Source organism: Flavobacterium urumqiense, from assembly GCF_900108015.1.
Taxonomy (GTDB): domain Bacteria; phylum Bacteroidota; class Bacteroidia; order Flavobacteriales; family Flavobacteriaceae; genus Flavobacterium; species Flavobacterium urumqiense.
In genome coordinates, this window is the sequence record NZ_FNVP01000001.1 from 320696 (window position 1) to 346145 (window position 25450).

Annotated in this window: 23 protein-coding genes; 14 read left to right on the forward strand and 9 right to left on the reverse strand. The window is 34.0% G+C overall.

The window, feature by feature from the left end:
- Window positions 1–258: 258 nt before the first annotated feature.
- The 6 genes from C4S35_RS01405 (at window position 259) to C4S35_RS01430 (ending at window position 5742) form a co-directional block, all read left to right on the forward strand.
- Window positions 259–798: a hypothetical protein gene (locus tag C4S35_RS01405; RefSeq protein WP_146059503.1), complete on the forward strand. Its 540-nt coding sequence runs from the start codon at window positions 259–261 to the stop codon at window positions 796–798.
- A gap of 468 nt (window positions 799–1266) precedes the next feature.
- Window positions 1267–2475, forward strand: a complete 1209-nt coding sequence (locus C4S35_RS01410) for a hypothetical protein (RefSeq protein ID WP_146059504.1) — start codon at window positions 1267–1269, stop codon at window positions 2473–2475.
- A 56-nt stretch (window positions 2476–2531) separates the two neighbouring features.
- Window positions 2532–3455: a transporter family protein gene (locus C4S35_RS01415; RefSeq protein ID WP_103998446.1), complete on the forward strand. Its 924-nt coding sequence runs from the start codon at window positions 2532–2534 to the stop codon at window positions 3453–3455.
- Window positions 3445–5001 (forward strand): vanadium-dependent haloperoxidase, encoded by a 1557-nt coding sequence (locus C4S35_RS01420; protein ID WP_103998447.1) that lies wholly within the window; start codon window positions 3445–3447, stop codon window positions 4999–5001. The genes C4S35_RS01415 and C4S35_RS01420 overlap by 11 nt, the downstream gene beginning before the upstream one ends.
- A 148-nt stretch (window positions 5002–5149) precedes the next feature.
- Window positions 5150–5530, forward strand: coding sequence for a hypothetical protein (locus tag C4S35_RS01425; RefSeq protein ID WP_103998448.1), 381 nt, complete (start codon window positions 5150–5152; stop codon window positions 5528–5530).
- A gap of 2 nt (window positions 5531–5532) precedes the next feature.
- Window positions 5533–5742, forward strand: coding sequence for a helix-turn-helix domain-containing protein (locus C4S35_RS01430; protein WP_103998449.1), 210 nt, complete (start codon window positions 5533–5535; stop codon window positions 5740–5742).
- A gap of 152 nt (window positions 5743–5894) precedes the next feature.
- On the opposite strand, the gene C4S35_RS01435 is transcribed toward C4S35_RS01430, so the two are convergent.
- The 7 genes from C4S35_RS01435 to C4S35_RS01465 all read right to left on the reverse strand — a co-directional run bounded on the left by C4S35_RS01435 (window position 5895) and on the right by C4S35_RS01465 (window position 17002).
- The gene (locus C4S35_RS01435) at window positions 5895–6176 is read right to left on the reverse strand and encodes a FoF1 ATP synthase subunit delta/epsilon (protein WP_103998450.1); all 282 of its coding nucleotides are present in this window, start codon (window positions 6174–6176) and stop codon (window positions 5895–5897) included.
- 69 nt (window positions 6177–6245) lie between these two features.
- The gene (atpD, locus tag C4S35_RS01440) at window positions 6246–7757 is read right to left on the reverse strand and encodes a F0F1 ATP synthase subunit beta (RefSeq protein WP_103998451.1); all 1512 of its coding nucleotides are present in this window, start codon (window positions 7755–7757) and stop codon (window positions 6246–6248) included.
- A gap of 258 nt (window positions 7758–8015) precedes the next feature.
- Entirely contained in the window at window positions 8016–9509 is a 1494-nt protein-coding gene (locus C4S35_RS01445) for an SGNH/GDSL hydrolase family protein (RefSeq protein WP_103998452.1), read from the reverse strand.
- A gap of 34 nt (window positions 9510–9543) precedes the next feature.
- The gene (locus C4S35_RS01450) at window positions 9544–12369 is read right to left on the reverse strand and encodes a TonB-dependent receptor (protein ID WP_103998453.1); all 2826 of its coding nucleotides are present in this window, start codon (window positions 12367–12369) and stop codon (window positions 9544–9546) included.
- Window positions 12370–12710: 341 nt separating this feature from the next.
- Window positions 12711–14558, reverse strand: coding sequence for a glutamine--fructose-6-phosphate transaminase (isomerizing) (gene glmS / locus C4S35_RS01455; protein ID WP_103998454.1), 1848 nt, complete (start codon window positions 14556–14558; stop codon window positions 12711–12713).
- An 8-nt stretch (window positions 14559–14566) separates the two neighbouring features.
- A complete protein-coding gene (gene bamH, locus C4S35_RS01460; RefSeq protein ID WP_103998455.1) occupies window positions 14567–16174 on the reverse strand; it encodes a BamH family beta-barrel-assembly machinery protein in 1608 nt (535 codons plus the stop codon).
- Between the two features lie 21 nt (window positions 16175–16195).
- Window positions 16196–17002, reverse strand: a complete 807-nt coding sequence (locus tag C4S35_RS01465; RefSeq protein WP_103998456.1) for a glycogen/starch synthase — start codon at window positions 17000–17002, stop codon at window positions 16196–16198.
- Window positions 17003–17110: 108 nt separating this feature from the next.
- Here C4S35_RS01465 and panC point away from each other — a divergent pair, with 108 nt between their 5' ends.
- The 8 genes from panC to C4S35_RS01505 all read left to right on the forward strand — a co-directional run bounded on the left by panC (window position 17111) and on the right by C4S35_RS01505 (window position 23598).
- Window positions 17111–17959 (forward strand): pantoate--beta-alanine ligase, encoded by an 849-nt coding sequence (panC, locus tag C4S35_RS01470; protein WP_103998457.1) that lies wholly within the window; start codon window positions 17111–17113, stop codon window positions 17957–17959.
- Window positions 17960–17972: 13 nt separating this feature from the next.
- Window positions 17973–18323, forward strand: coding sequence for an aspartate 1-decarboxylase (panD, locus tag C4S35_RS01475; RefSeq protein WP_103998458.1), 351 nt, complete (start codon window positions 17973–17975; stop codon window positions 18321–18323).
- 200 nt (window positions 18324–18523) lie between these two features.
- Complete coding sequence (locus C4S35_RS01480; RefSeq protein WP_103998459.1) at window positions 18524–19672, forward strand: alpha/beta hydrolase; 1149 nt, start codon at window positions 18524–18526, stop codon at window positions 19670–19672.
- Entirely contained in the window at window positions 19672–21033 is a 1362-nt protein-coding gene (gene radA, locus C4S35_RS01485) for a DNA repair protein RadA (RefSeq protein WP_103998460.1), read from the forward strand. The genes C4S35_RS01480 and radA overlap by 1 nt, the downstream gene beginning before the upstream one ends.
- Window positions 21034–21429: 396 nt before the next feature.
- Window positions 21430–21969, forward strand: coding sequence for a hypothetical protein (locus C4S35_RS01490; protein ID WP_103998461.1), 540 nt, complete (start codon window positions 21430–21432; stop codon window positions 21967–21969).
- A 195-nt stretch (window positions 21970–22164) separates the two neighbouring features.
- Window positions 22165–22428, forward strand: a complete 264-nt coding sequence (locus tag C4S35_RS01495) for a hypothetical protein (RefSeq protein ID WP_103998462.1) — start codon at window positions 22165–22167, stop codon at window positions 22426–22428.
- 282 nt (window positions 22429–22710) lie between these two features.
- Window positions 22711–22983 (forward strand): hypothetical protein, encoded by a 273-nt coding sequence (locus C4S35_RS01500; protein ID WP_103998463.1) that lies wholly within the window; start codon window positions 22711–22713, stop codon window positions 22981–22983.
- Window positions 22984–23187: 204 nt separating this feature from the next.
- Window positions 23188–23598, forward strand: a complete 411-nt coding sequence (locus C4S35_RS01505) for a hypothetical protein (RefSeq protein WP_103998464.1) — start codon at window positions 23188–23190, stop codon at window positions 23596–23598.
- Window positions 23599–24315: 717 nt separating this feature from the next.
- On the opposite strand, the gene C4S35_RS01510 is transcribed toward C4S35_RS01505, so the two are convergent.
- Both C4S35_RS01510 and C4S35_RS01515 read right to left on the reverse strand, forming a co-directional pair.
- On the reverse strand, window positions 24316–24528 hold the full coding sequence (locus tag C4S35_RS01510) for a hypothetical protein (RefSeq protein ID WP_146059505.1): 213 nt from the start codon (window positions 24526–24528) through the stop codon (window positions 24316–24318).
- A gap of 404 nt (window positions 24529–24932) precedes the next feature.
- Entirely contained in the window at window positions 24933–25394 is a 462-nt protein-coding gene (locus C4S35_RS01515; RefSeq protein ID WP_103998466.1) for an FKBP-type peptidyl-prolyl cis-trans isomerase, read from the reverse strand.
- Window positions 25395–25450 lie beyond the last annotated feature (56 nt).

The window sequence follows — 25450 nt, forward strand, 5'->3', positions numbered from 1 at the left end:
TTATATCCTTACCGTTCATTAATTTTTGGAAATAAACTCCTAGATCCTATGATGATAATGTTGAAAAAATATACAATGTTCTAATTAAAACGCAATTCTTTAATAATTAACATTTGAATAAATACCAATCAAAATAAAATTGATAAATTTTTACGAAAACGGTTTCGATTTTATTTCTTGTTAAACTTGTGTTAAAAAATACTAATTTTTTTAATTTTGGCTGTTTTGATATTAAATAGTTTTCTACTTTCGACAAATATGAAACGAATAGCATCTCTTTTCTTACTAACAACATTGTTTTACAATGTCCTGGGATACTACGCGATGTTTGCCTACCAAAAAGAGCAAAGATGGGTATCTAGTATGGAGAAAGTTCCTAGTTCTAAGTTTCAAGTAATACGTTTGAATGCTTCTGTATATTCTTTCATTGAAGACACTGATTTTGAATATGTAAATGAAAATGTAATAATTAAAAATAAAAGTTACCATATTTTTAAAAAAAGAATTCAAAACAACATAATCAGTTTATACTATTTGCGCAATTCCTATGGAGATGTAATCGGTAAAGATTTAAACGAAATTGTTGACAATCAATTATTCAATAGTACGCCTTCAAAAGAATCACCGACTAAAAAACTTCTGAAATCTTCTCTTCCGGATTATATTCCAAACAAAATGATTTGTATTGATTTTTCGGCAAAAACGGATTTGAATTCTCGTGAACCAATTATCACTCCAAACAAAGAGTTAAATTCCGTATACCTTTCTTTATCGTATACACCCCCTGACTTCGTTTAATTACTCTTGTTGTTCAATGGAAAACATTCGCATTCATTAGGTACATGTAAACTCATGATAATTCGTGATTGTTTATTAGTCAAGATGAACTGTTTATTCTCAAACATTTATTAAAATATTCAACTTTTAACAACACAAAATTTTTAGTGTTTCTTAATTCATCTTTTTAGTGGAGAGAGAGGAAGTATATTTTTTATATTTTTAAAAACACAGTGCAGTGTCCTTTTCTAAAATCACGACTTAAAATAATTCGCAAACAAAGTAGATTTCAAATTACTTTCATTCATTCATTTACCTCGAATAAACAAGATGAAAAATTTTGGCGAAAGCCATAAAACTATTTTGTTTTATTGACAATTAGAACCAAAAAAAAAATTATTTCTTGTTGAATAACAACTTTTTAGATAGTGGAAAAAGTTGTTATTCTTATCTATTACAATACTATTTAATTACAAAACCAACCAAATTTTGAAAACTTCATCCTTTTTATCTTCTTTTATTTTTATTACAATTTTTTTTATCTCCATTCTTTCAGAAAATATAACCGCTCAAGGCTGTGTAGCGGTTCGCCAAATGGGAGGTCAAAACAGGAACTCTTCCAACTCTTATAATTTAGAAAAAGGGGAATTTCAGGTAGGAACAAATTATCGTTATTTTCATTCTTGGAGACACTTTGTAGGAAAAGAAGAGCAGCCGCAACGTCAAACTACTGGAGGTGGTTTTGACGAAAACGGGAAAGAACGCGGTAATGCCGTTAATATCTATTCTCATGCAATAGACTTAAATATTTCCTACGGATTAACAGACCGACTTCAGTTGAATGTAACATTACCTTATGTAAACAATGAACGTTCTCAAGTATTAAAACAAACAGCACCAGTAAAAAACACTTTCCGTTATAATGTTTATGCACAAGGAATTGCTGATGCACGCATGAGCTTTAACTACTGGGTTTTTGATCCTAAAACAGCTAAAAAAGGAAACCTAATGGTAGGATTAGGAGTAAAGCTAAATACAGGAAGCCATGACGAACGAGATGATGCGCCACAAATTGATGGAACTACCAAAAACGTTGTAATGGATCAAGCTATTCAACCCGGTGATGGAGGGGTTGGTTATTCCTTAGAACTTCAAGCATTCCGACAATTGACAGGGCGACTTTATGGTTTTGCTAATGGATATTATTTATTTAACCCAAGAGAATCAAATGGCACCTTTAAATCAGCTCCAAAACCAGGATTGGAAGGATACAATTTTTACGCATCTCCTGATCAATATTTTGGACGTGCCGGCTTTATGGCTGCCATTGACAAAAAAGAAAACTTCACTGTTTCATTGGCAGGAAGATTTGAAGGTATTCCTGCCTATGATGCTTTTGGTGGTCAAGTGGCGTACCGACGTCCCGGATATGTAATTGCTGTAGAATATGGCTTTTCTTATAGTATAGGAAAGCACGGCATAAGCTTGTACATACCATACAATGTTGTTAAAAACCGTATTCAAAGTGCTGCTGACATTGCGGATCAAAATTTACAAAATTCAGTAATTACAGATCCTACCAAATACGCACACGTACAAGGTGACGCTGCATTTGCAGATTATTCTATTAATGTTGGTTATTCTTATCGCTTCAATTTACACAAAAAAATGACTGTGAATATGAAGCATGAGATTTAAAGTAGAAAAAAAATAAAGATTACTTGTCCTTTTCTATAATTAAACCATTTTATTACATGAAAAAATTTTACTTAAGTTGCTTATTATTTGCGCCTGTTTTAATGAGCGCTCAAACAGAGATTGATGGTATTATGATGAGCAAAAACAACTTTTGTGTTGGATCAATCTATCAATACAGTAGTTGGAATCAGTATTGGGAAGGAAGCTTCAAGCGAGAGAACTTAAATCTGGGAACTGTATCGACACAGTCATTTGGAATTATGGGGAATTATGGAATTACTGATAAATTAAATATTCTCTTCAATTTGCCTTATGTAGAAACGAAAGCCTCTGCTGGAACCATGGAGGGACAAAAAGGAATGCAGGATTTATCGGTAACGGTAAAATATATGCCTTTAGAAAAAACAACTGGCAACGCTACCTATTCCTTATATGCCTTAGGAAGTTTTTCGACTCCTGTATCCAATTATTCCGCTGATTATTTACCGTTAAGCATTGGTTTACAAAGCAAAACAGCAGCTTTACGATTGATGGGCGATTTTCAACTAGGAAACTTCTTTTCGACTTTATCTGGAGCGTATGTAAAAAGAACCAACATTAATATCGATAGAAACGCCTATCTCACTAGCGAAATCCATTACACAAATGAAGTCAACATGCCCGATGTTATTTCAGTAAATTTCAGAACGGGATATCGATCTAGTAGATTGATTGCTGAATTTGTTATAGACAATTGGGTAACACAATCGGGAGGATTTGACATTACAACAAATAATATGCCTTTTCCAAGTAATACAATGAATGCATTAAAATATGGCGTTAATTCTAAATATACATTTAAAAAAATACCTCAATTATCACTTTTAGGTGGTTATAATTATGTAGTAGAAGGAAGAAATGTTGGGAAATCAAACACCTTCTATGGTGGGCTATTTTATGTAATTAATTTTGAAAAAAAGAACAACCAAGATGAAAAATAATATACAAAAAACAGCTTTGAAAAGTATTTTGGCTTTATTTCTTGCCTGTACTTATTCCTGTAGTGATGAGATTACAGAACGAAATGAACAATTTCACGCCTTAAATCCTACCAATATAGATGCTTTGGCCGGAACCTGGAAAACATTTTTGCTGACTGCTCCAGACGAATTTTCTTTAGATTTACCCTTAGCTACAAATACGCCTGCATTTACAAGAGAAATAAATGAGATAAAGAGTTACCAAAACAATATATCAGCAGATCAAAAAAGAATAGTGAAATATTGGAGTGCTGGTGGAGTTTTACGCTGGAATGAAATCATGCGAACTTTAGTAGCAAGACATAATCGTCCCCCATATCAAAATGAAGACGGCACGTATTCTGCACCATCTGGGGCGAACCCGTTTGCGAATCCGCAATTTCCATTTTCGAATCCACCATATGCTGCCCGAGCTTATGCTTATGTAAGTGCGGCGCAATATGACGCAATGGTCGCCACTTGGTATTATAAAAAATTATATAACAGAGCAGCACCTTTTACGGTGGATGCAACTATACAAGTTTTAATTCCAAAAAGCTCAATGCCTTCCTATCCTTCAGAAGATGGTGTTTTATCAGGTGTTACAGTTGAATTATTAAAATTATTATTCCCAACTGAAATCGCATACATTGACGGAAAAGCTGAAGAACAAAAACTTTATCGTATCCTAAGCGGTGCCAACGTTCGAAGTGATGTAGAATCAGGTATCATTCTAGGTAGAAAAATTGTAGCAAAATTCATAACAAGAGCGGGAGCCGATGGAGCAGGAGCTGCTATAGGAAACCAGGCACTTTGGACTCAACTGGAGACGCAAACTGCTGCTACGGGAGAAACGCCTTGGTTGTCATTAGATTTACCGGCAAGACCACCTATGTTGCCTTTGTTTGGAAAAGTAAAATCATTCCTGATGACACCTGCAATGGTCACGGCTAATCGCCCTGTGGCACCACCTTCTACTAAATCACAACAATTTGCAAAAGAATTAGCTGAAGTAAAAAGTTACGGTAATAATCCATCTAGAAAGAATATGGAAATTGTTTCTTTTTGGGCTGATGGTGTTGGAACCTACACCCCTCCCGGGCACTGGAATGCGATTGCGAGTGAGTTATTTGTAGATCAAAATTATAGTGAAGTACGTTGGGCTAGAAATATGGCATTATTGAATATTGCAATGATGGACGCGGCTATTAGCTGCTGGGATGCAAAATACACTTACTTTAACCCACGACCATCTCAAATCGATCCTTCTATAAAAACAAGGACCGGAGTTCCTAATTTTCCTTCCTATGTGTCCGGACACTCTACTTTTAGTGGTGCTGCCTGTGTGGTTTTGTCACATATAATTCCTGCAAAAGCGCAAAGTTTTATAAATATGGCAAAAGAAGCATCTGACTCCAGAATGTTTGGCTGTATTCATTACAGAAGCGATTGCGAAAAAGGACTTGAATTAGGCGAGAAAGTAGGAGGTTTTGCTGTTAAGAGAGCGCTTACTGATGGAGCCGAATAACTTTAATAATTAATTGGTAATTTGTTTTAATGGTTTGTTTACAATAAAGCTTTATCAACCCCAAGCCTAACAGACGTTGGAAATCTGTTAGGCTTTTTTTATAAAAAAATTATTTAAAAATGAATTTTCCCTGAAACGGTGATATAATATGCCTGGCGAAGCAATAACTTTAATGTACAAGGCATCAATTTTCGGTAATTTTAGTCCTTACATAATGTCAGTACGGATAGCTGTATTAATACTGGCGCTATTTAATATTCAAAAAGGGGTACAAGCATTTATTAAAGAAGGTTTTTTTAATTTTAAAAGCTCTGAAAGATTTAACAGAAGTGAATATCTTTTATTGCTGTTAAGTGTTTTTGGAATCATAATTAGACTGTTGGGCATGAATCAATCGCCAAAAGAACAAATACTATCTGATATTATTTTGTATTTATTATTACTTGCAATTGGGATTGGGTTATTAGCTTTTTCTGATGTTATTAAAAAAGGAAATATCATAGAAACTGAAAATAATCTAACAATATAACAATGTCTATTATCATCAACTTAGACAACATGCTCGCTACACGAAAGATGCGCTCCAATGAACTAGCGGAACGAATGGGAATCACTACTGCTAACCTTTCTATTTTAAAAACCGGAAAAGCAAAGGCGATTCGGTTTTCAACTTTAGAATTGATTTGTGAAATTCTGGAATGCCAGCCTGAAGATATTATGGAGTTTGTAGAGGAAAAATAATCTGGAAAAGGAAAATGTCTAGCCCAGATAGCAGTGAAAATCCTTTTGATTTTTTCTTTAAAAAGCAAAAGATTGAAACGCATAGCTGGAAATAGCTCCAAAAAAAAGCCTAACACTTACGTTAGGCTTTTGATTTTATTATCGAAATTATTTTAGTCTGCTAAAATAATTACTTTATTGTCTTTCATTTCAATTGTTCCTGAAACAATAGCAAGTGTGTAATTTTGATCATCTATTTTAGTAAACTTACTCGCTACATCTTTGCCAAAGTGAAAGCTCGAAGCTGCAATTTTAACAACACCTTTTCCTAATATAGAAACAATTGGAGCATGATGATTTAATATTTGAAAACTTCCGTTAATTCCTGGCAATGTAACCGAAGTTACTTCTCCTGAAAATAATTTTGCTTCTGGTGATACTATTTCTAATAACATATTTTTTAGTTTACAGTCTCAGTTTACAGTCACAGTACGGAATACTGAGACTGTAAACTGAACATTAATTTATGCTTCCGCTAACATTTTTTCTCCAGCTTCGATAGCTTCTTCAATAGTACCTTTAAGATTAAAAGCGGATTCTGGCAAGTGATCTAATTCACCGTCAATAATCATATTAAATCCTTTTATAGTGTCTTTGATATCAACTAATACTCCTTTTAATCCTGTAAATTGCTCTGCAACGTGGAAAGGTTGAGATAAGAAACGCTGTACACGGCGCGCTCTTGAAACGGCCAATTTATCTTCTTCCGATAATTCTTCCATACCAAGAATCGCAATGATATCTTGTAATTGTTTGTATTTTTGCAAAATTTCTTTTACTCTTTGTGCACAGTCATAGTGTTCATCACCTAAAATTTGAGGAGTAAGAATTCTTGAAGTTGAATCCAATGGATCAACCGCAGGATAAATACCTAACTCAGCAATTTTACGAGATAATACAGTAGTAGCATCAAGGTGAGCAAAAGTTGTAGCCGGAGCTGGATCTGTTAAATCATCCGCAGGAACGTAAACCGCTTGTACAGATGTAATAGAACCTTTGTTTGTTGATGTAATACGCTCTTGCATCGCACCCATTTCAGTAGCCAATGTTGGTTGGTACCCTACGGCAGATGGCATACGACCTAAAAGTGCTGAAACCTCAGAACCTGCTTGTGTAAAACGAAAGATATTATCCACAAAGAACAATACGTCTTTCCCTTGATCAGTTCCTGCTCCATCACGGAAATATTCAGCGATAGATAATCCAGAAAGTGCCACACGAGCACGAGCTCCTGGTGGCTCATTCATTTGACCGAAAACGAAAGTAGCTTTAGACTCTCTCATTCCTAGCATATCTACTTTAGATAAATCCCATCCTCCATTTTCCATAGAGTGCATGAATTCATCCCCGTATTTTATAATTCCTGACTCTAACATTTCACGAAGCAAGTCATTTCCTTCACGTGTTCTTTCCCCTACTCCTGCGAATACGGAAAGTCCACCGTGACCTTTTGCAATATTGTTAATCAACTCCTGAATCAATACTGTTTTACCAACTCCAGCACCACCGAACAATCCAATTTTACCCCCTTTTGAGTATGGCTCAATTAAATCAATTACTTTAATACCTGTGAATAAAACTTCAGAAGAAGTAGATAAATCTTCGAATTTTGGTGCTTGTCTGTGAATAGACATTCCGTTTTCACCTGTTTTTGGCAAGTTTCCTAAACCATCAATGGCATCTCCAATTACGTTGAACAAACGACCGTAAACATCGGCTCCAATTGGCATTTGGATAGGATTCCCTGTTCCAACTACTTCATAACCTCTACTCAAACCATCTGTTGAGTCCATCGAAATGGTACGTACTGTGTTTTCACCAATGTGAGATTGCACTTCAAGTACTAATAAAGTACCATCTTTTTTTGTGATTTCTAATGAATCATAAATTTTTGGAAGTTCAACATCCTTACCGTTGAAAACAACGTCAACTACTGGGCCAATGATCTGGGCAACTTTTCCTATTACTTTAGACATTACTTATGTATTTATTAAATAGCTATTTAGGTTTATGAAATAGAACCAATCGAAACGTATCGATTAAATGCTTTTTTCAGTGTGCAAAGATAATTTTTTAAAATATAAAATCAATAATTTTTTTTATAAAAAAAAGGATAATTTTAATAGATAATCATGAAAAGGCTTTATAACGGATAAAATATGGCAATATCCGCAAAAAAAAATAACCACCACGTCACAAAACGGGTGGTTATTTTATTAAAAATCACCAGTTAATTACGGAATAATAGCCGGATATTGAATGGCGTACAAGCCTAAATCAACCCCTTTCAAATTAGATCCGTATTTAGCATTTATAGCCTCTACGAATTTATTGGCAATCAAAGCATACCCTCTAGGACTTGGATGTACTCCATCTAAAGAAAAAGTACCACCAGTCACATAAGCAGCGGTCATGTGAAAAGTACCAAAACGAATTCCTCCGTTATTCAACTGATTCAATATTGCAGCTGTATCAACAAAAGCCAAACTGTTGGCATCTGCCGCAGCTTTTATAGTTACGTTATAGGCATCAGTGGCTAACTTTATTTCAGAAACCTCCGAAGCTGTTAAAACTCTATTGTCCTGCAAAGGATAAGTTACCCCAACGGTATTAAAAGGTGCGGGAACCCCAACTTGTGATGTTCCAATCACGGTTCTTGTGGTAAGTAATATAAAATCTTTATCAGCAACATTTGCACCACCATTAGCATGACGTGCCTGTCCATATAGACTGCCCATTAAACCTGCCTGAGCAGCTGGAACACCAGCCATCACCAATGCCCCAGTAATTTGCGCACTATAATTCACCAAAGTTTCATCTCTTATCAACAAAGGATTCGTAGCAGAAGCCGTTAGTGTTTTAATTCTGCTTCCAGCGCCGAGAGCCGTAAGAATTTGTTTTACTGGCCCCAACAACTGTGTGTTTAACTGCGCTGCAGTTGCAGCATTTAAAGGAACTGGATTATAAGGAACTGTAGTGAAAAACGGAAGATTATTGATGTAAGGTAAATTGGCAACAACACCTTTTCTTCCTCCAGCTGAAAGAGCAGTTGCTAAAGCATTATAAGCGGAATTAAAAGTTGCCGCTGGTGTAATATCATTTCCTGAAACAGGATCTTGAGAAGTAGGTATTCCACCATTAGTCGCATACCCTAACACATCGTTTCCTCCAATAAATAAAGAGAAAAAAGTTGGATTTTGATCCGTGGCATCTTTTAGCACACTTGACATTGCTGTTTTTGCAAATCGTCCAAAATATGGATTAGCCTGTCCGTAACCTGCAATTCCTAAATGTATCGCCTTGGCTCCCGGAACACCCATATTACTATAAGCTCCAGAAATACTAGCACCAAGCACTGTTCCTGAAACACCGCTAACATTTACAGGTGCTGCTCCATTAAAATACAACCGTGTTGGGAATTGAGGAATTTGATTCCCTCCAATGGAAAATCCTCCTCTATTGTCATCTGCCATAAATGGATTTGTAAAAACACCTCCGCCAACTAAAGCAAATTGTTCTGCTAAAATATTTGGGTATGAATTTTTTTGACCTGCTTTAAAAAGAGCGCCATCACTATATCCCGCCGCAAATGAATCTCCTAAAGCCACATATTTAGAGAAATTTGCTGTACCAGCTGTTAGTGGCTCTTCAACAACTACCTCATCATCATTGTTACATGCTGCGAAGGTTAGTGAAATCAACAGCAGCCATTTGAAATTTTTTATCATGATTTATATTTTAAAATTATTGTGCTTTATTTAATTATGGGTTGATTGTCCAAGTTGCAAACCATTGTTGACCAATTGCTCCAGCTCCTATTACTTGGATATAATCTTTTCCTCCAATATTAGTTGCTCCAACTTTAAGTACTGATTTCAATTTTGGTATTGCGTAGTTAATTTGAGCATCCACAACTGTATTTTCAGGAACCATTCCGTCAGCAAAAGAAGATTGCCATAAATATTCTGTATTGTATCGTAAGTTTACATTAAAACCAAAATTTTCAAATAATTTAGCATTACCAAAAGATGCTTTTATTCTATGTTTTGGAGTATTAAAACCTGCAACAAAACCTGGATCTTCTGATTGATTGAATTTAAATTCAGCATAATTGTAGTTTGCACCCAATTCAAAATCCTTGTATACCTTTTTAGACAAGCCTACACCGAAACCTAGTGAAGTTATTTTTGCAGTTGTATTAGTATATACTTGATACACCCTTCTGTCTCCATTGCTTAATGCAGAAAGAGTTGCTAATGTAGCTGGGTTTCCAAAGTCAAAAGTAGTATTAACATTCCCATAATAAGGACTGATAACTCTTGACGTATTCATGAAATCATTATATAAGTTATAATATCCATTAATATCAATTGATAAATCATTATTGATAACAGAACGATATCCCACTTCAAATGCCTTAACTTCTTCAGGTTTCACCAAACCTACATTAGCGGTCTTTAGTAAAGCTGCTGCTGCCGGAATATTGGTCGGATTTGCAGCTATTGCCGCGCTAAACGCCTGAACTGATGGTAAAGTATACGAATTAGTATAGGCATTTTGACCCGTTAATGTTAAATTAGAAGGAACTCCTAATGCCTGACCTGCAGCACTAACGTTTCTAATTTCCGTAAAACGATCTAAATTCTCAGGGGCAGAACCAATTAAAGCGAATGGTCCTAAATCTAAACCAATGTACTGATCTTGAGTAGTTGGATTTCTAAATCCAGTTTGATAAGAAACTCTAAAATTATGTCTTTTAGTTGCTCCTGCAGAATAAACAAATGATACTCTCGGAGAAACATTCCCATTGAAATTTTTACTTTTGTCATAACGAACAGAACCCGTAAATTTCAATCGGTCATCCATGAATTTTTTTGCAATTTGAGTATAAGCACCATATTCTGTATATCTTAACGGACCATCAAAATCGGTAAAAATGGTTCCTTCAGAGTTCATTTCATATTGTCTCCAAGAACCTCCAACCTGAATCTCAGCAAATTTCAATAAATCTTTAAAATTATAATTTACATCAGAATGATAAATTGTAGAATGATCAATGAATTTAGCCCCTTTAGTAAAATCTGGATCGGCGATTACCGTTTTTAAAGCATTATTAAATGCAGAAGAACCAGGTTCAAATCTTGCACTTCCTGTTGGCGTAGGTAAAAATGGCAATCCTGCAGGTTTGATATTGTAGTCTGCATAATTTCGGGCTAAAGCAGCAGATTGGCCTGCATTAGTTCCCAAAACAGCTCCTGATAACTGATATGCCGTAGCATAATTTGTAAACCACTCCGTATCCGATTTTGCAGCTCTATTTACATTCCATGCAGCAAAACGCATATCATAAGAATTACCTGCGTCCTCATTAGTCATATATGCTCTTGCAAAAAAGTTCTTCCCTTTTATCTCTAATTTACTTTGTTGCATAAAGAAATCATCTAAAGCATATCTATTGGCTCCTTGATATATTGTGCTACCTAGTCCAATTTTATGTTGCAAGATTATTTCAGTTTCATTTGCCCAAGGCTTGAAATGCAAAGAGAAATCAGCCTTAACATTTTTTACTTTATTATCAGTTAAATCTTGCTCACGATATCCTGTTCTGCTTACTTGCCCTACGTTTGTAATAAACGTAGTTACCTCATCACCATAAAGATTTAATCCGTCATAATTTTGATTGTTTGCATGTCCAATTGAACCCCCTGTCATACTTCTTTGATCGGAAGCAATCCATTCGGTCGCTCTCATAAAATTAAAATTTGCTTTTGCAGCAAAATGTTTACTAAAAGCTGTTGCAGCTCTTAAACCAAAATCGAAATAATCATTCGTTCCTGCTGTTTCTTGGTTAGTTTGTCCATATTTTACATAAGTGCTAATCCCTTGATTCGTAAAAGGATTTTTACTATTCATAAATAAAATACCATTGAACGCATTTGCTCCGTAAAGCGCAGAAGAAGCACCGGGCAAAAGTTCTACATTAGCAACGTCTATATCTGAAAGTCCAATTAAGTTCCCCAATACAAAGTTCAACGCCGGAGAAGAATTATCCATTCCATCCACCAATTGCATAAAACGTGTATTAGCAACACTTGAAAACCCTCTAGTATTGATTGATTTAAATGAAATACTACTAGTATTAAAATGCACTTCTTTTAGATTTTCTAAACCATCATAAAAAGTCGGAGCCGTATTACTTTTAATTTGTTGAATTCCCATTCGTTCAATTGTAACGGGCGACTCAATCACTCTTTCAGGTGTTCTTGACGCAGAAATTACAATTTCATTCAATTTGGTCTCCTCGTCAACAAGTTTAATTGTTACTTTTAGGTTATTCGATGAAACTGTTACTTTTTGAGCTTCGTAACCCACACTTGAAACATTGATTAAATAAGGTGGCTTTTTTGATGAGTTCAAAGCAAATGAACCATCAGGACCGGAAATGCTGCTGACAGTTTCACCAACAATTTTAATGTTGGCTCCCATAATAGGTTGATTGTTACTATCTGTAACAACACCTGAAATTGTATTTTGAGCAAATGTTAAGCCGCAAAAAAACAATGACAAAAAAAGTAAATACATTCTCATTTGGTTAAAATTTTATGATTTATGCTGCCAAAGTACAAATATTTTTAATATCAATAAAAAAGGACGTTAAAAATTTCATAATTATCAGTGATTTTACCTCAATTAAAATTATTCTGTATTTTTTTGCTTTGGTTTTTTGTTAAAAATTAAGTATAAATAATAGAATTACACTATGCACGCATATAATAAATGCATTAATCTTAGAAATTTTATTAAATTTTAGCTATTTGATAAAAGTTAATAAAACCAAAAAAAATTGCAAATCCTGCCCGAACAGACTCCAAAAAAAAGGCCTCGAAAAAAATATCTTTCGAGGCCTTTCGTAAAATTTATTCTGCGTATTATTCCACCGTAACAGATTTCGCAAGATTACGAGGTTGATCAACATTACATCCTCTCATAACTGCAATATGATAAGACAAAAGCTGTAATGGTATTGTAGTTATCAGCGGAGATAAAGCATCTGAAGTTTCCGGTATTTCAATCACATAATCCGCTAATTCACGAACTTGAGTGTCTCCCTTAGTAACAATAGCTATTATTCTTCCGCTTCGGGATTTAATTTCCTGAATATTACTAACAATTTTATCATAATGCCCTTGTTTTGGTGCAATAACCACCACTGGCATATGTTCATCTATTAAAGCAATTGGACCATGCTTCATTTCTGCTGCTGGATAACCTTCCGCATGTATGTACGATATTTCCTTAAGTTTTAAAGCTCCTTCTAATGCAACTGGGAAATTATACCCTCTTCCTAAATACAAACAATTAGGTGCATCTTTAAAAGTAGCTGCAATTTCTTTAGCTCTCTCATTTGTTTCTAAAGCTTCTCTAACTTTTTCAGGAATAATTTCTAATTCCTGCAAATACCTATGAAAATCCGTTTTTGACAAAGTGCCTTTAGCCTTAGCCAATCGTAATGCCATCATTGTCAAAACCGTAATTTGAGTAGTAAATGCTTTCGTCGATGCAACACCAATTTCTGGTCCAGCATGAGTATAAGCTCCTGCATGCGTTTCTCTTGAAATAGAAGAACCAACTACATTACATACTCCAAAAACAAACGCACCGTTTTCTTTGGCTAATTTTATAGCCGCCATAGTATCGGCTGTTTCACCAGATTGCGATATGGCTATAACAACGTCTTTACTGCTTATAATTGGATTTCTGTATCTAAATTCAGAGGCGTATTCTACTTCTACCGGAATTCGAGCAAATTCTTCAAATATATATTCAGCTACTAAACCGGCATGCCATGATGTACCACAAGCCACGATTATAATTCTGTCAGCATTTAAGAATTTTTCCAAATTGTCTTCTACACCAGACATTTTGATAATTCCTTCATTTGCATGAAGCCTTCCACGATACGTGTCTTTAATTACACTGGGCTGTTCATAAATCTCCTTAAGCATAAAGTGATCGTAACCCCCTTTTTCAATTTGCTCCAAGTTCATTTGAAGTTCTTGAATATAAGGATCCACTAAAGAATCATCTTTAATTTTTCTAACCTTCATAGCCTTGTGCAATCTGATAATTGCCATTTCACCATCTTCTAAATAAATCGCATTCGATGTATATTCTATAAATGGTGAAGCATCAGATGCAATAAAATATTCCCCTTCTCCAACTCCAATTGCCAACGGGCTTCCTAAACGGGCAGCCACAATTTCGTCTGGATTATTTTTATCAAAAACTGCAATAGCGTATGCACCAACCACCTGATTCAATGCAATCTGTACCGCTTTACCTAACTTTAATTTCTCTTTTTTTTGTACTTCTTCAATAAGATTTACTAATACTTCTGTATCTGTATCAGAATGGAAAACGTATCCTCTTTTTATTAACTCCACCTTCAAAGGCGCATAATTTTCGATAATTCCATTGTGGATTATTGCCAAATTTCCCGAATTAGAAAGATGAGGATGAGAATTAACATCATTCGGAACACCATGTGTAGCCCAGCGCGTATGTCCCATTCCTATAGTCCCGTTAATGGAAATTTCTTTCGATGCTCTCGCTTCTAAATCTACAACCTTACCTTTAGTTTTAGAAATTTTCAAGTTCTCACCATCATACAGCATTATTCCTGCACTATCATATCCTCTGTACTCTAACCTTTTCAGACCTTTTATAATAATAGGGTAAGCTTCTCTGTAACCGATATATCCAACAATTCCACACATACTTTTACTTAATTAGGTTTTGTATAAAAAATTTCAAGTTTTAATCTTTTGTCAACAGGAACAGACGATTTTCCTCCGTAAAGAATAGTCCCTAACGGATTCATAACGCTAGCTTTTGGCACTTGCGAAGTAAACGAATTCGGTGTTTTCAAATAATTTGAAGTTACCATGTTTATATCTTCGGTAACCACAAGACCGAACTTAACATTTGTTGAATCAGCATTTTTTAATAGATTTCTTATCTGATTTGTAATTCTAATTTTATAATTCAAACCTCTTCCATTTGTCGAAGTTTCTTTATTGATCATACCTCCGTAAATCAATTTCCCGTTTTTAGGGTTTTTACCTGTAGTACCATCATTAAAATAATCAACAACCGGTCTACTATTGGTCAAATCATATAGATAGATCCTATTCGGTTCAAATACTTTAACCCCACCAATATCTTTCATCTTTTCTGTATCAATATGAAAAACAAGATTCGCTTCATTAATTAACCAACCTTTTGATCTCAAAGTTGTAAGCTCACCAGGGGTACTGAAAAGATTAAGAATAGCCATTGAACCTTCACCGCCTTTTAAGAATAAATTTTCATCCCCATCGATGGTATTTGCATTGGTTGTAGCATTGGTAAACAAAGCATTTGTATTGGTTTGTTCTAAAAGACTCACCGAATTTCCAGCCATGTTAAGTATTATAGACTTATCAACTCTGGTGACAGTAACAACAGTACCAACTGTTGTAGACAAATCTTCTTTATATTTTATAGTAATTTTTCCTAATTTAAAATTCAATAAAGCTAGATTACCTGAATTACCTCCTGATTTTTCTACCTTGAAATACAGCCCTCTAAAATAGTCTTTAAAAACATCCGCTGTAGCCAATTTAACTGATGGAGCATGTATAATTTTAGAGTCAAAAAAACTTTTATTCAAGCTCAATCGCATTCCTGGAGCAGTACGCGTTGTCGTTTCTACTTTTGTTTTTTCATCAATTGTTTTTTCACTATATTCAGCTGCACTAAAAAAGAAACCGTCGTTTTGAGCAACATTTACATCATCATTCAAGCGATTTCCAACCTTGGCATTGTCAAAATTAACATTCTGATTTGTATAGTATTTTTGCGCCTCTTTAAACCCCGTTGCTGGATCTAAATCTCTCATGAAATATCCTGACTCATAAACGCTTAATTTAATTTCTGCAGGGCTTCCTCCGTAAATAGAATCTAATTCATAGACATGACTGCCATCCGCATTTGTAACCGTTTTGGTTGCATCAGTAAAATAGGGCACCGTTAAAACAACACTTTCAATTTGCGGATTACTTCCAATTTCAGGGCTTAAAGAACTTAGACTTAATTGTGTTGCAAAATTAGCAGTTGTCGTCCCAAAAGCAGGATTTGTATATATTCCCAAACCGTTTACAGCAAGGTCATTGGACTGTACAGCTCCAATTTTTTGATTGTAGGCTATTACGTTTGAAGTATAGGTGCTAAAATCAAAATGATTATCGCCAATTAAATCACTACCAATTGCATTGTAATCTTTATCGCACGAATACAAAAGGATAATGCTTGCTAAAACTAGCATTTTCTTAAAAAAAGAATTATTGTACATATTTAATAATAAAAGTTGAATTTAAAGAACCTCGTTTTTATAGAAATTAGTATACGCTTCCGCGAATTTATCTTTCGCCGCGAAAGGTAAAAAAGGTTTCCCTGAAGATTCTATAAATTTTGTTAAACTTGGAGACAGGTTTTCGGATGCAATAATCACTGCATCGGAATGGACAATAGTCGCTCTCATAATATGTTCGTAATCAGGTGTTTCAAGCTCAGCGATTGCGTCATCAGGAATACCGTCAAATTTCACTTTATTAATCATTTCAACATCCAAAACTCCTTCAAAAGACTGACTGTAAACAGAAGTAACAATTTTTGTTTCAGAAAAAAGCGCTTCGTTTTTATAGAAATGTTTTAAATAAATAGGCAACATCGCAGCCATCCATCCGTGAACATGAATAATATCTGGAACCCAATTAAGTTTCTTAACGGTTTCTACAACTCCTTTTGCAAAGAAAATAGCTCTCTCATCATTATCCGGATACATAACGCCTTCTTCATCCGCAAAGGTTGCTTTACGCTTAAAATATTCGTCATTATCGATAAAATAAACTTGAATTCTTTCTTTTGGTATTGAAGCAACTTTAATGATCAAAGGCATATCCAAGTCATTCACTACCAAATTCATCCCTGAAAGTCTGATTACTTCGTGTAATTGGTGTCTTCTTTCATTAATATTTCCATATCTAGGCATGAAAATTCTTATCTGTCCACCTTGATCATTGACCATTTTAGGGACATCATAAGACATTAAAGAAACCTCATTTTCAGCAAGGTAAGGCACCACTTCAGATGATACATATAATATCCTCTTATCTTTCATATTGTAATTTACTTAGTTTATTGGTAATAAAAACCACGCAAAATTACAAAAATTTATGCAGTTATTAACTAAAATAGTAAGTTTGCATCTAATTTTAACAATACCATTATGAATATATTCTATGGAAAAGCAGCTTTGATAGACTTTCTGAAATCTATTAAAACTACTCACTCCACTATTGGGTTTGTTCCAACTATGGGCGCTCTGCATCAAGGTCATCTGGCATTAATGCAAAAATCACTATATGAAAATGAACATACGGTTGTCAGTATTTTTGTGAATCCAACCCAATTTAACAATCCGGAAGATTTAGCAAAATATCCAAGGACATTAGAAGAAGATGTAAAAAAACTTACAGCTTTAAGTCCAAAAATTATTTTATATGCTCCAACTGTTGAAGATATTTATGATGGACAACCTGTTTCTCAATCTTTTGATTTTGATGGTTTGGAAAATCAAATGGAAGGAAAATTCAGACCCGGTCATTTTAATGGCGTTGGAACCATAGTAAAACGTCTTTTTGAAATTGTGGAACCAACTAACGCCTATTTTGGTGAAAAAGATTTTCAACAATTACAAATTGTAAAAAAAATGGTCGCAAAAAACAACTTAAAAGTCAATGTTGTTGGTTGTCCCATTTATAGAGAACCCAATAATTTGGCCATGAGTTCCAGAAATGAGCGATTATCCGACCATGAAAGAGAAACTGCTGCAATCATTTTTCAAACATTAAAAATTGCAAAAGAAAAATTTAAGAGTAAAAGTGCCACTTCAGTAAGTGAATGGGTACAAAAATCATTCGAAAAAAATCCGATGCTTATTTTAGAATATTTTGTAATTGCAGATGAGGCTACACTACTACCCTGTCTAAGAAAAAATAAAAATAAAAAATGCCGTGCTTTTATAGCTATCGTTGTCAATAATATTCGTTTGATTGACACTATTTCATTAAATTAATTACTTTTGTAGCATGCAAATTCAAGTCGTAAAATCAAAAATTCATCGAGTTAAAGTAACTGGAGCTGATTTAAATTATATCGGAAGCATTACTATTGATGAAACTTTATTAGAAGCTTCTAATATAATCGAAGGAGAAAAAGTTTCTATTGTAAACATCAACAATGGAGAACGTTTTGACACTTATGCCATCAAAGGCGAAAAAAACTCTGGAGTAATAACCCTTAATGGACCTGCTGCGAGAAAAGTACAAAAGGATGATATTATAATCATCATTTCGTATGCCACATTAGAATTTGAAGAAGCAAAAACCTTTAAACCTTGGATAATTTTCCCTAATGAAAATGACAATTCTTTGACGTAATTTTTCAGAAAAATAAATGCATTAAGAATCCCATTACAGATTTTCAGAAGAATTTTAATAATTTTCTTTACGCGACTTAGCTCTTTTTTCTCAAATTTTATATTGGGTGTTTTTGTTGGTCCTGTTTTTTATAAAAGTAAATAAAGTATTATATTGGTACTCACTTTAGAATTAATTTAATTTCTAAAACAACTAAAATTATGAAACAGATTTTACTCTTATTATTTTTTTCTATTTCAGTATTTTCCCAAAAAACCACACAACCTTTCGAATCAAAAAAGCTGGGTGAAAACAGGGAAATTACAATTGGATTACCCGCATCCTACGAGAAAAATCCAAACAAAAGATATCCAATTCTTATTTTACTTGATGGAGATTACCTTTTTGACCCTTTTTTTGGAGCTTTAAACTATGGAGCTTATTGGGATGATTTGCCGGAAACAATCGTCGTTGGCATAAATCAAAACAAAAAAGACGAAAGAACAGAAGACAGTAATTATGATGAAATTGAAGGCGTTCCTTCTGGAAAAGGTGCTCAGTTTTTCGAATTCATTGGAGGCGAACTACTGCCTTATTTAGAAAAAAAATACCGCGTGGCTCCTTTCCGAATTATCGCCGGACATGATACCACGGCTGGTTATTTAAACTTTTTTCTTTATAAAGATTCTCCAATATTTAACGCCTACATTTCATTAAGTCCTGAACTTGCTCCGGAAATGGAAAATCGCATTCCTGAAAAACTTAGTAACCTAAAACAACCCGTTTTTTATTACCAATCTACAGCAGATGGCGATGTGAAAAAATTGCAAGCGCCAATAAAAAAGTTGGATGAAAACTTAAAACAAGTCACCAATCCGTTGCTCAATTATAAATTTGATTACTTCAAAGGCGCTTCTCATTACTCCTTAGTGCTGAACTCAATTCCCAACGCGTTATACCAGTTTTTTGATTCCTACAAACCAATTTCATCAACGGAATACACCGATAAAATTGCCATACTCCCAGCTGGATATGTTGATTATCTGACCGCCAAATATGATCTTTTATCTAAAAATTTGGGATTAAATATCCCTATTCGAGTAAATGATTTCAAAGCAATTGAAGCCGCTATTTTAAAAAACAAAGCATATCCCGAATTGGAAAAACTAGCGGTTATAGCCCGAAAAAACCATCCAAAATCGATGTTGAGTGATTATGAATTAGGGTTGATGTATGAAAAAACAGGCGATTCAAAAAAAGCGGCAAAACAATATCAAAACGCCTCTCAATTAGACGAAATTGGAGCTTTAACAAAAGACATGATGTTTCAAAAATTTGATGAAATGCAGGGTCTAATACCAAAAAAATAATGTCAAAAGTAAAAACTACTTTTTTTTGTCAGAACTGTGGAGCCCAATATTCTAAATGGCAAGGACAATGCAACTCTTGCAAAGAATGGAATACTATAGCGGAAGAAATTATTCAGAAACAAGAAAAAGTAGCCTGGAAAAGCGAAACTTCAACCAACAGTAAAGCACCAAGACCCTTACGAATAAACGAAATTGATTCTGCACAAGAAATCCGAATGGACACCACAGATGGGGAATTGAATCGCGTGTTGGGTGGCGGAATAGTTCCCGGTTCATTAATTCTTTTGGGCGGCGAACCCGGCATTGGCAAAAGCACCCTTTTACTTCAAATTTCCTTAAAGTTACCTTATAAAACCCTATACGTTTCTGGAGAAGAAAGCCAGAAGCAAATAAAAATGCGTGCCGAAAGAATCACGCCGAGCGGCGACAATTGTTATATTCTTACGGAAACCAAAACCCAAAACATCTTCAAACAAATTGAAGCCATACAACCGGAAATCGTGATTATCGATTCTATTCAAACATTGCATACGGATTATATTGAATCCACTCCAGGAAGTATTTCTCAAATAAGGGAAACCACTGCCGAACTTATCAAATTTGCCAAAGAAACCAATATTCCCGTGATTCTGATTGGGCATATCACCAAAGACGGAAACATTGCCGGACCAAAAATATTGGAACACATGGTGGATACGGTTTTGCAATTTGAAGGCGACCGAAACCACGTGTACCGAATTTTACGTTCCTTAAAAAACCGTTTTGGTTCGACAGCAGAAATAGGAATTTATGAAATGCTGGGCAATGGTTTGCGCGAAGTTTCTAATCCTTCAGAAATATTAATTTCTCACAAAGACGAACAATTATCAGGAACAGCAATTGCGTCCACTTTAGAAGGTATGCGCCCGTTGATGATTGAAATTCAAGCCTTGGTAAGCACCGCAGTTTATGGAACACCGCAACGCAGCACGACGGGTTACAATGCCAAAAGACTCAATATGATTTTGGCTGTTTTAGAGAAAAGAGCCGGTTTCAGGCTTGGCGCCAAAGACGTTTTCCTCAATATAACCGGAGGAATTTCAGTAGATGATCCGGCGATAGATTTGGCTGTCGTAGCTGCTATTTTGTCCTCGAATGAAGATATTGCGGTCAATAAAGATTTCTGTTTTGCCGGCGAAGTAGGACTTTCAGGCGAAATACGTCCGGTAAACCGCGTGGACCAGCGCATTCAGGAAGCGGAGAAGTTAGGTTTTTCAACCATTTTTGTATCCAAATACAATAAAATTGCGGTGAAAAATACTGGAATTAAAATTAGATTGGTAGCCAAAATTGAAGATGTGGCGAGTGAATTGTTTGGATGATATTTGTTGACAAATCTAAAATCGTTATCCTACTTATACATTTAGCGCTGCCATAAATTGTGCTTTGTGAATGAATGAAGTAGAAGTTGTAGTATTGATTTGTTTTGAAATTTTCCATTCAATTTTTTCAATCGTTGTGGGAACCGATTGCAAATACTAACCTACCTTGTATTCAACTATTTATATTCAAAAAGCATCCAGGAAATAAATAATATTTTTGATGTTTTGTACTAAAAATATTATTTATATATTCGTTTAGTGTACCCTACTGAATGGCGGGAATCTATACGAAATAAGAAAAAAAGAGAAAGCAAAAGAATTAAATACATAATTTCGTTTCAACAAGATCGAACCGCTAAGAGCCGTTTGGCAAGAAGATGAAAGAAAACATAAAGAATGAAATTCGATAGAGAAGATAAAATAGAAATATTTGAAAATGCCATTACTTGGATTGTTGTATTTGCAATGTTTATTTATGGTGGAGCAAAACTAGTACAATTTGACGGAGCTTCTGAAATCAACAAAACAGTTTCAGATATGACTGGAATGGAATTGATGTGGGCTTTTTATGGTTATTCCAAATCATACGCAATGACTTTAGGTATTTTTGAGATAATTGGAGGAACATTGATGTTGATTAAAAAAACCAGAATTATTGGTTGTTTATTCACATCAACTATACTTGTAAATGTGATTTTACAAGACATATATTTCGAAGTGCATCTTGGGGCTCTAAAAGCAGCGATTCTATATCAATTTTTAATTCTAATGATTTTATGGTTAAATAAAGACAAAGTTGTTCAAAGCATAAAGGCTTTAATGAATTACAATAAATCTCCACTTCCAAAATATAAATTTATGATCAAATTAGTTATTGCTTTTATTTGTTTTGTAATATTGAGAATAACAGAATACTACTTAACAATTAAATTGTAAAACCAGTTATCAACCTTTACTGCAATTGATTTGGGCAATTAGTGTAATAGAAAACACTTACAAATCGTCAATACCTTTCATAAACTTCGAGAAACCATTACTGCTGCCCAATTTTTAATTGAAGAATATGGTTTAGAAAAACCAAATTTCAAAGGCTTCGAATTAAGGGAAAAAGCCAAACCGGAATTTATCCTGATGACTCCCGAAGGCGCTCTTGGCGAACCACAAATCATCCGCATTCCTGCAAACACTTTCGAATGTCCGCTGCATTTAATGCTTAACCTGCTGATGCATGAAATGATTCACGTGAGTCAAAAAACGAAAGAGAAAATGATTGAAGATAAAAATGAAAGAGAGTGGCAAGCATATTACGAAATGCTTTTTCACAAAAAATTCCCTCAAATTCCTGAACTTCATGATTTTAACAAACGCTTCTTTGCAAAAAAAGCGTTGGAATAATATATCAAGGTACATCTTCTGAATAAAATTTAGCTGTTTTGTCATTTCGACAAAGGAGAAATCTCATTAGTTACTCTCGTTATGTGATTTCTCATTCGTCGAAATAACAAAATTAAATTTTGGTATTAGTAACGGACTTTCATCTATTACTTTATCTGTTTCCTTAATTAATATTCCTTATTCTAAAGAAAAACCACAATTCAGAAAAAGGATTCACTATTTTTTGTAATTTTATATTTAACAATTCGTTACGCAAATAAAATAAAACTTTCACACCAAGTTATGACTTACTTATACGAACACTCAGGCAAAGTGTTCTATTCTATTGCGGCCATAGACAAAACAATTCGTAAAGAAGAAATTGAGAAATTGAAACAAATCATTAACAAGGAATGGCTTCCGCTGGAAAATAGTTTTAATGAATTTGGCGATGACACCGCTTATAAAATCGAAATTGTTTTTGACTGGCTGGTCGCCCATGAATGGAAATTGGAACTAGTGATTGCCGACTTTAAAATTTTCAAAGTAGAACACCAACACTTGTTCACTCCATAGATTAATGCATTAATTCTAAAAACAGCAGTGCAATTGCATCTTATTTTGCAGGGAAAAACAATTCAGAATAAGCTTTAATAATTCATTTGAATTCGATTTTAATACCGTTGTAGTTAATCAAAACAAATAATTTTATTCTTCAATCAGAAATAAAGCTTTTTGAAAACTTAATCACATTTACCTTAATAATAAAAAATTAAAGACATGAAAAGACAAACTGGCATCTGGATAGACACCTCAAAGGCAATTATTGTCACTCTTGAAGGTGGTAAAGAAGAAAAAATTTCCGAAATAGACTCTGCTGTTGAAAATAAGGTTTACCACGACAAGGAAGGTAACAAAGGGACCTTTTCTGGAGTTCATCATGGCAACAGCGAGACAAAATTTGATAACAGAAAAAAAGAACAACTAGATTTCTTTATAAAAGAAGTACTATCGTACGTCAAAGGAGCAGATGAGCTTTTTGTCTTTGGCCCCGCCGAAACAAAGATCAAACTAGAACAAAAAATTCAGGGTGAAAAATTATTTGCCAATAAATTAAAAGCAGTTGAAACAGCAGATAAAATGACCTTAAATGAGATTGTTGCCAAAGTTAAAAAATTCTATGTTTCATAGTTTAAAATCCTAATTTTGGGCTAGATTACTTCACTGTTTAGAGATAATTTCACTAAAAAAAATTCTGCACTCCTAAAACTGCGCTGAAGACTTTAAACAAACTCATAATTAATTTTGATAATAATGAACTAGATAAAATATCGAACTCATTATTATCAAAATTAATACAATGCTTACTTTATTGTAATAGTCTAGATATTCATTTATCAACTTTTTTAACTAGTCTGCTAATATTTATTTTTAAAAATAAACAACTCCGTTTTAAGTATCCCGAAGAACTTTCTATAATGGCATTATCGGAGCAATTCCTTTTTCTGGGTATGCTTTGTATAATTCTTTTTTCTTTCAATAATTAGTGATATTGTTTCATTTGATATTACCCGCATAAACAGAATGTGATATTCGATCTATTCCTTTTGGTAATTTCTTAAAAGCTTTTTTAAGATTAAATGCTGATCGTTCTCATTTCATAACTAATTATTTCTTGAATAAATAAATAAGTAATAGGTGATAAATACAATTTCTTCCCCAGGAAATTGAAACCGTAAAAATCGGTTGCCCATTTTGATCAGCTACTGATGCTTTAAAATTTCGAACTACATTATCAGAAGCTATTTTACTCTGTTCTCCTTTATAAAAATTGTATTTTTAAACTCTATTAACATCTTTCAATCCCAATAAACAGGAAATTATTATTAAAAAAAGGTATTGGATACATTAATACGTTATTCCATTACAGCTTACACTTTTCACTTCGACTTGAAGTAAGGCTGGTAACTTTTTTAGCAACTCATCCTCACAACATAATGATTCGTTCGCTAAAAGAAGTTCTTTTTCTTTAGTTATAGGTTTGTCTGCTTTGCGTTTTTTACGTTTAAAATTACTCCTAGATTTAGGTCTTCCTTTGGATTTTGGTTGTAATGTTTTCAAAATAAAGGTATTAAAATCTCTTTCCCGTTTGATAATAGTTAAGTCTGTAGAAATTTTATATTTGCTACTTTTATGACAACAAATACTTATCAATTGATAGTGCTACTTTTTGCTTAAAGTCAATGGAACAAACCCGATTCCTTAGTAACAACAACCCAACATTGCAAAATTCAGTCTAAAAAATTCCACTTACTAATTTTAAGCTCATTGATTCCTTTTTCATAGATACAATTCACATGAATAGTACTGAACTGTTACTAAAAATGTACATTCAAGTTTGAATGTACAAGCATACTTCACTTTTCTTTCCACAAAAATACATTCAAATAATGTCTAACTTTTTGGAGGCAGTGCAAAAATGGGTCCTTTTTATTTTAGTCTTATTAGGAACGAAAAACAAATGCCTAATTCACGGCTATAAGTTTAACTTCAAAAATAAGTACAGAACCACGAGGAATAGGGCCACTATCATTACTACCATAACCTAAATGAGCCGGAATTAAAAGAATACCATTACCACCTGTTTTAAAGTGAGGAATCCCTTCTGTCCAACCTTTTATCACTTGATTCAAACCAAAAGAAATACCCTCCGCTTTGCTTTGATCAAATACATTTCCGTTAGTAAAATAACCTTTGTAAGCCACTGTTACATTTGAAGTTGCTATAGGTTGCGCTCCAGTACCGGCTTCACTAACCACATAATATAAACCTGTAGCGCTTTTTTGAGCAGTTAAATGATTTTTAGCGACATAATCAACAATTTCTTTTTCATTTTGAACGGTATAATCAACTGGTTTAGATTTTCCACCATCTGATAAGCAAGAAATAAATAGTATGGAAACTAATGGTAATAAAATAAATTTCATAATTTTAATTTAATTTGTAAGGTTGCAAATATATAAAATACACGTTACATAAATTG

Excerpts from the sequence above, each read along its gene's own strand:
- C4S35_RS01405 (WP_146059503.1), top strand. The coding sequence starts at position 259 with ATGAAACGAATAGCATCTCTTTTCTTACTAACAACATTGTTTTACAAT.
- C4S35_RS01415 (WP_103998446.1), top strand. The coding sequence starts at position 2,532 with ATGAAAAAATTTTACTTAAGTTGCTTATTATTTGCGCCTGTTTTAATG.
- C4S35_RS01420 (WP_103998447.1), top strand. The coding sequence starts at position 3,445 with ATGAAAAATAATATACAAAAAACAGCTTTGAAAAGTATTTTGGCTTTA.
- C4S35_RS01425 (WP_103998448.1), top strand. The coding sequence starts at position 5,150 with ATGCCTGGCGAAGCAATAACTTTAATGTACAAGGCATCAATTTTCGGT.
- C4S35_RS01430 (WP_103998449.1), top strand. The coding sequence starts at position 5,533 with ATGTCTATTATCATCAACTTAGACAACATGCTCGCTACACGAAAGATG.
- C4S35_RS01435 (WP_103998450.1), bottom strand. The coding sequence starts at position 6,176 with ATGTTATTAGAAATAGTATCACCAGAAGCAAAATTATTTTCAGGAGAA.
- atpD (WP_103998451.1), bottom strand. The coding sequence starts at position 7,757 with ATGTCTAAAGTAATAGGAAAAGTTGCCCAGATCATTGGCCCAGTAGTT.
- C4S35_RS01445 (WP_103998452.1), bottom strand. The coding sequence starts at position 9,509 with ATGATAAAAAATTTCAAATGGCTGCTGTTGATTTCACTAACCTTCGCA.
- C4S35_RS01450 (WP_103998453.1), bottom strand. The coding sequence starts at position 12,369 with ATGAGAATGTATTTACTTTTTTTGTCATTGTTTTTTTGCGGCTTAACA.
- glmS (WP_103998454.1), bottom strand. The coding sequence starts at position 14,558 with ATGTGTGGAATTGTTGGATATATCGGTTACAGAGAAGCTTACCCTATT.
- bamH (WP_103998455.1), bottom strand. The coding sequence starts at position 16,174 with ATGTACAATAATTCTTTTTTTAAGAAAATGCTAGTTTTAGCAAGCATT.
- C4S35_RS01465 (WP_103998456.1), bottom strand. The coding sequence starts at position 17,002 with ATGAAAGATAAGAGGATATTATATGTATCATCTGAAGTGGTGCCTTAC.
- panC (WP_103998457.1), top strand. The coding sequence starts at position 17,111 with ATGAATATATTCTATGGAAAAGCAGCTTTGATAGACTTTCTGAAATCT.
- panD (WP_103998458.1), top strand. The coding sequence starts at position 17,973 with ATGCAAATTCAAGTCGTAAAATCAAAAATTCATCGAGTTAAAGTAACT.
- C4S35_RS01480 (WP_103998459.1), top strand. The coding sequence starts at position 18,524 with ATGAAACAGATTTTACTCTTATTATTTTTTTCTATTTCAGTATTTTCC.
- radA (WP_103998460.1), top strand. The coding sequence starts at position 19,672 with ATGTCAAAAGTAAAAACTACTTTTTTTTGTCAGAACTGTGGAGCCCAA.
- C4S35_RS01490 (WP_103998461.1), top strand. The coding sequence starts at position 21,430 with ATGAAATTCGATAGAGAAGATAAAATAGAAATATTTGAAAATGCCATT.
- C4S35_RS01495 (WP_103998462.1), top strand. The coding sequence starts at position 22,165 with ATGACTCCCGAAGGCGCTCTTGGCGAACCACAAATCATCCGCATTCCT.
- C4S35_RS01500 (WP_103998463.1), top strand. The coding sequence starts at position 22,711 with ATGACTTACTTATACGAACACTCAGGCAAAGTGTTCTATTCTATTGCG.
- C4S35_RS01505 (WP_103998464.1), top strand. The coding sequence starts at position 23,188 with ATGAAAAGACAAACTGGCATCTGGATAGACACCTCAAAGGCAATTATT.
- C4S35_RS01515 (WP_103998466.1), bottom strand. The coding sequence starts at position 25,394 with ATGAAATTTATTTTATTACCATTAGTTTCCATACTATTTATTTCTTGC.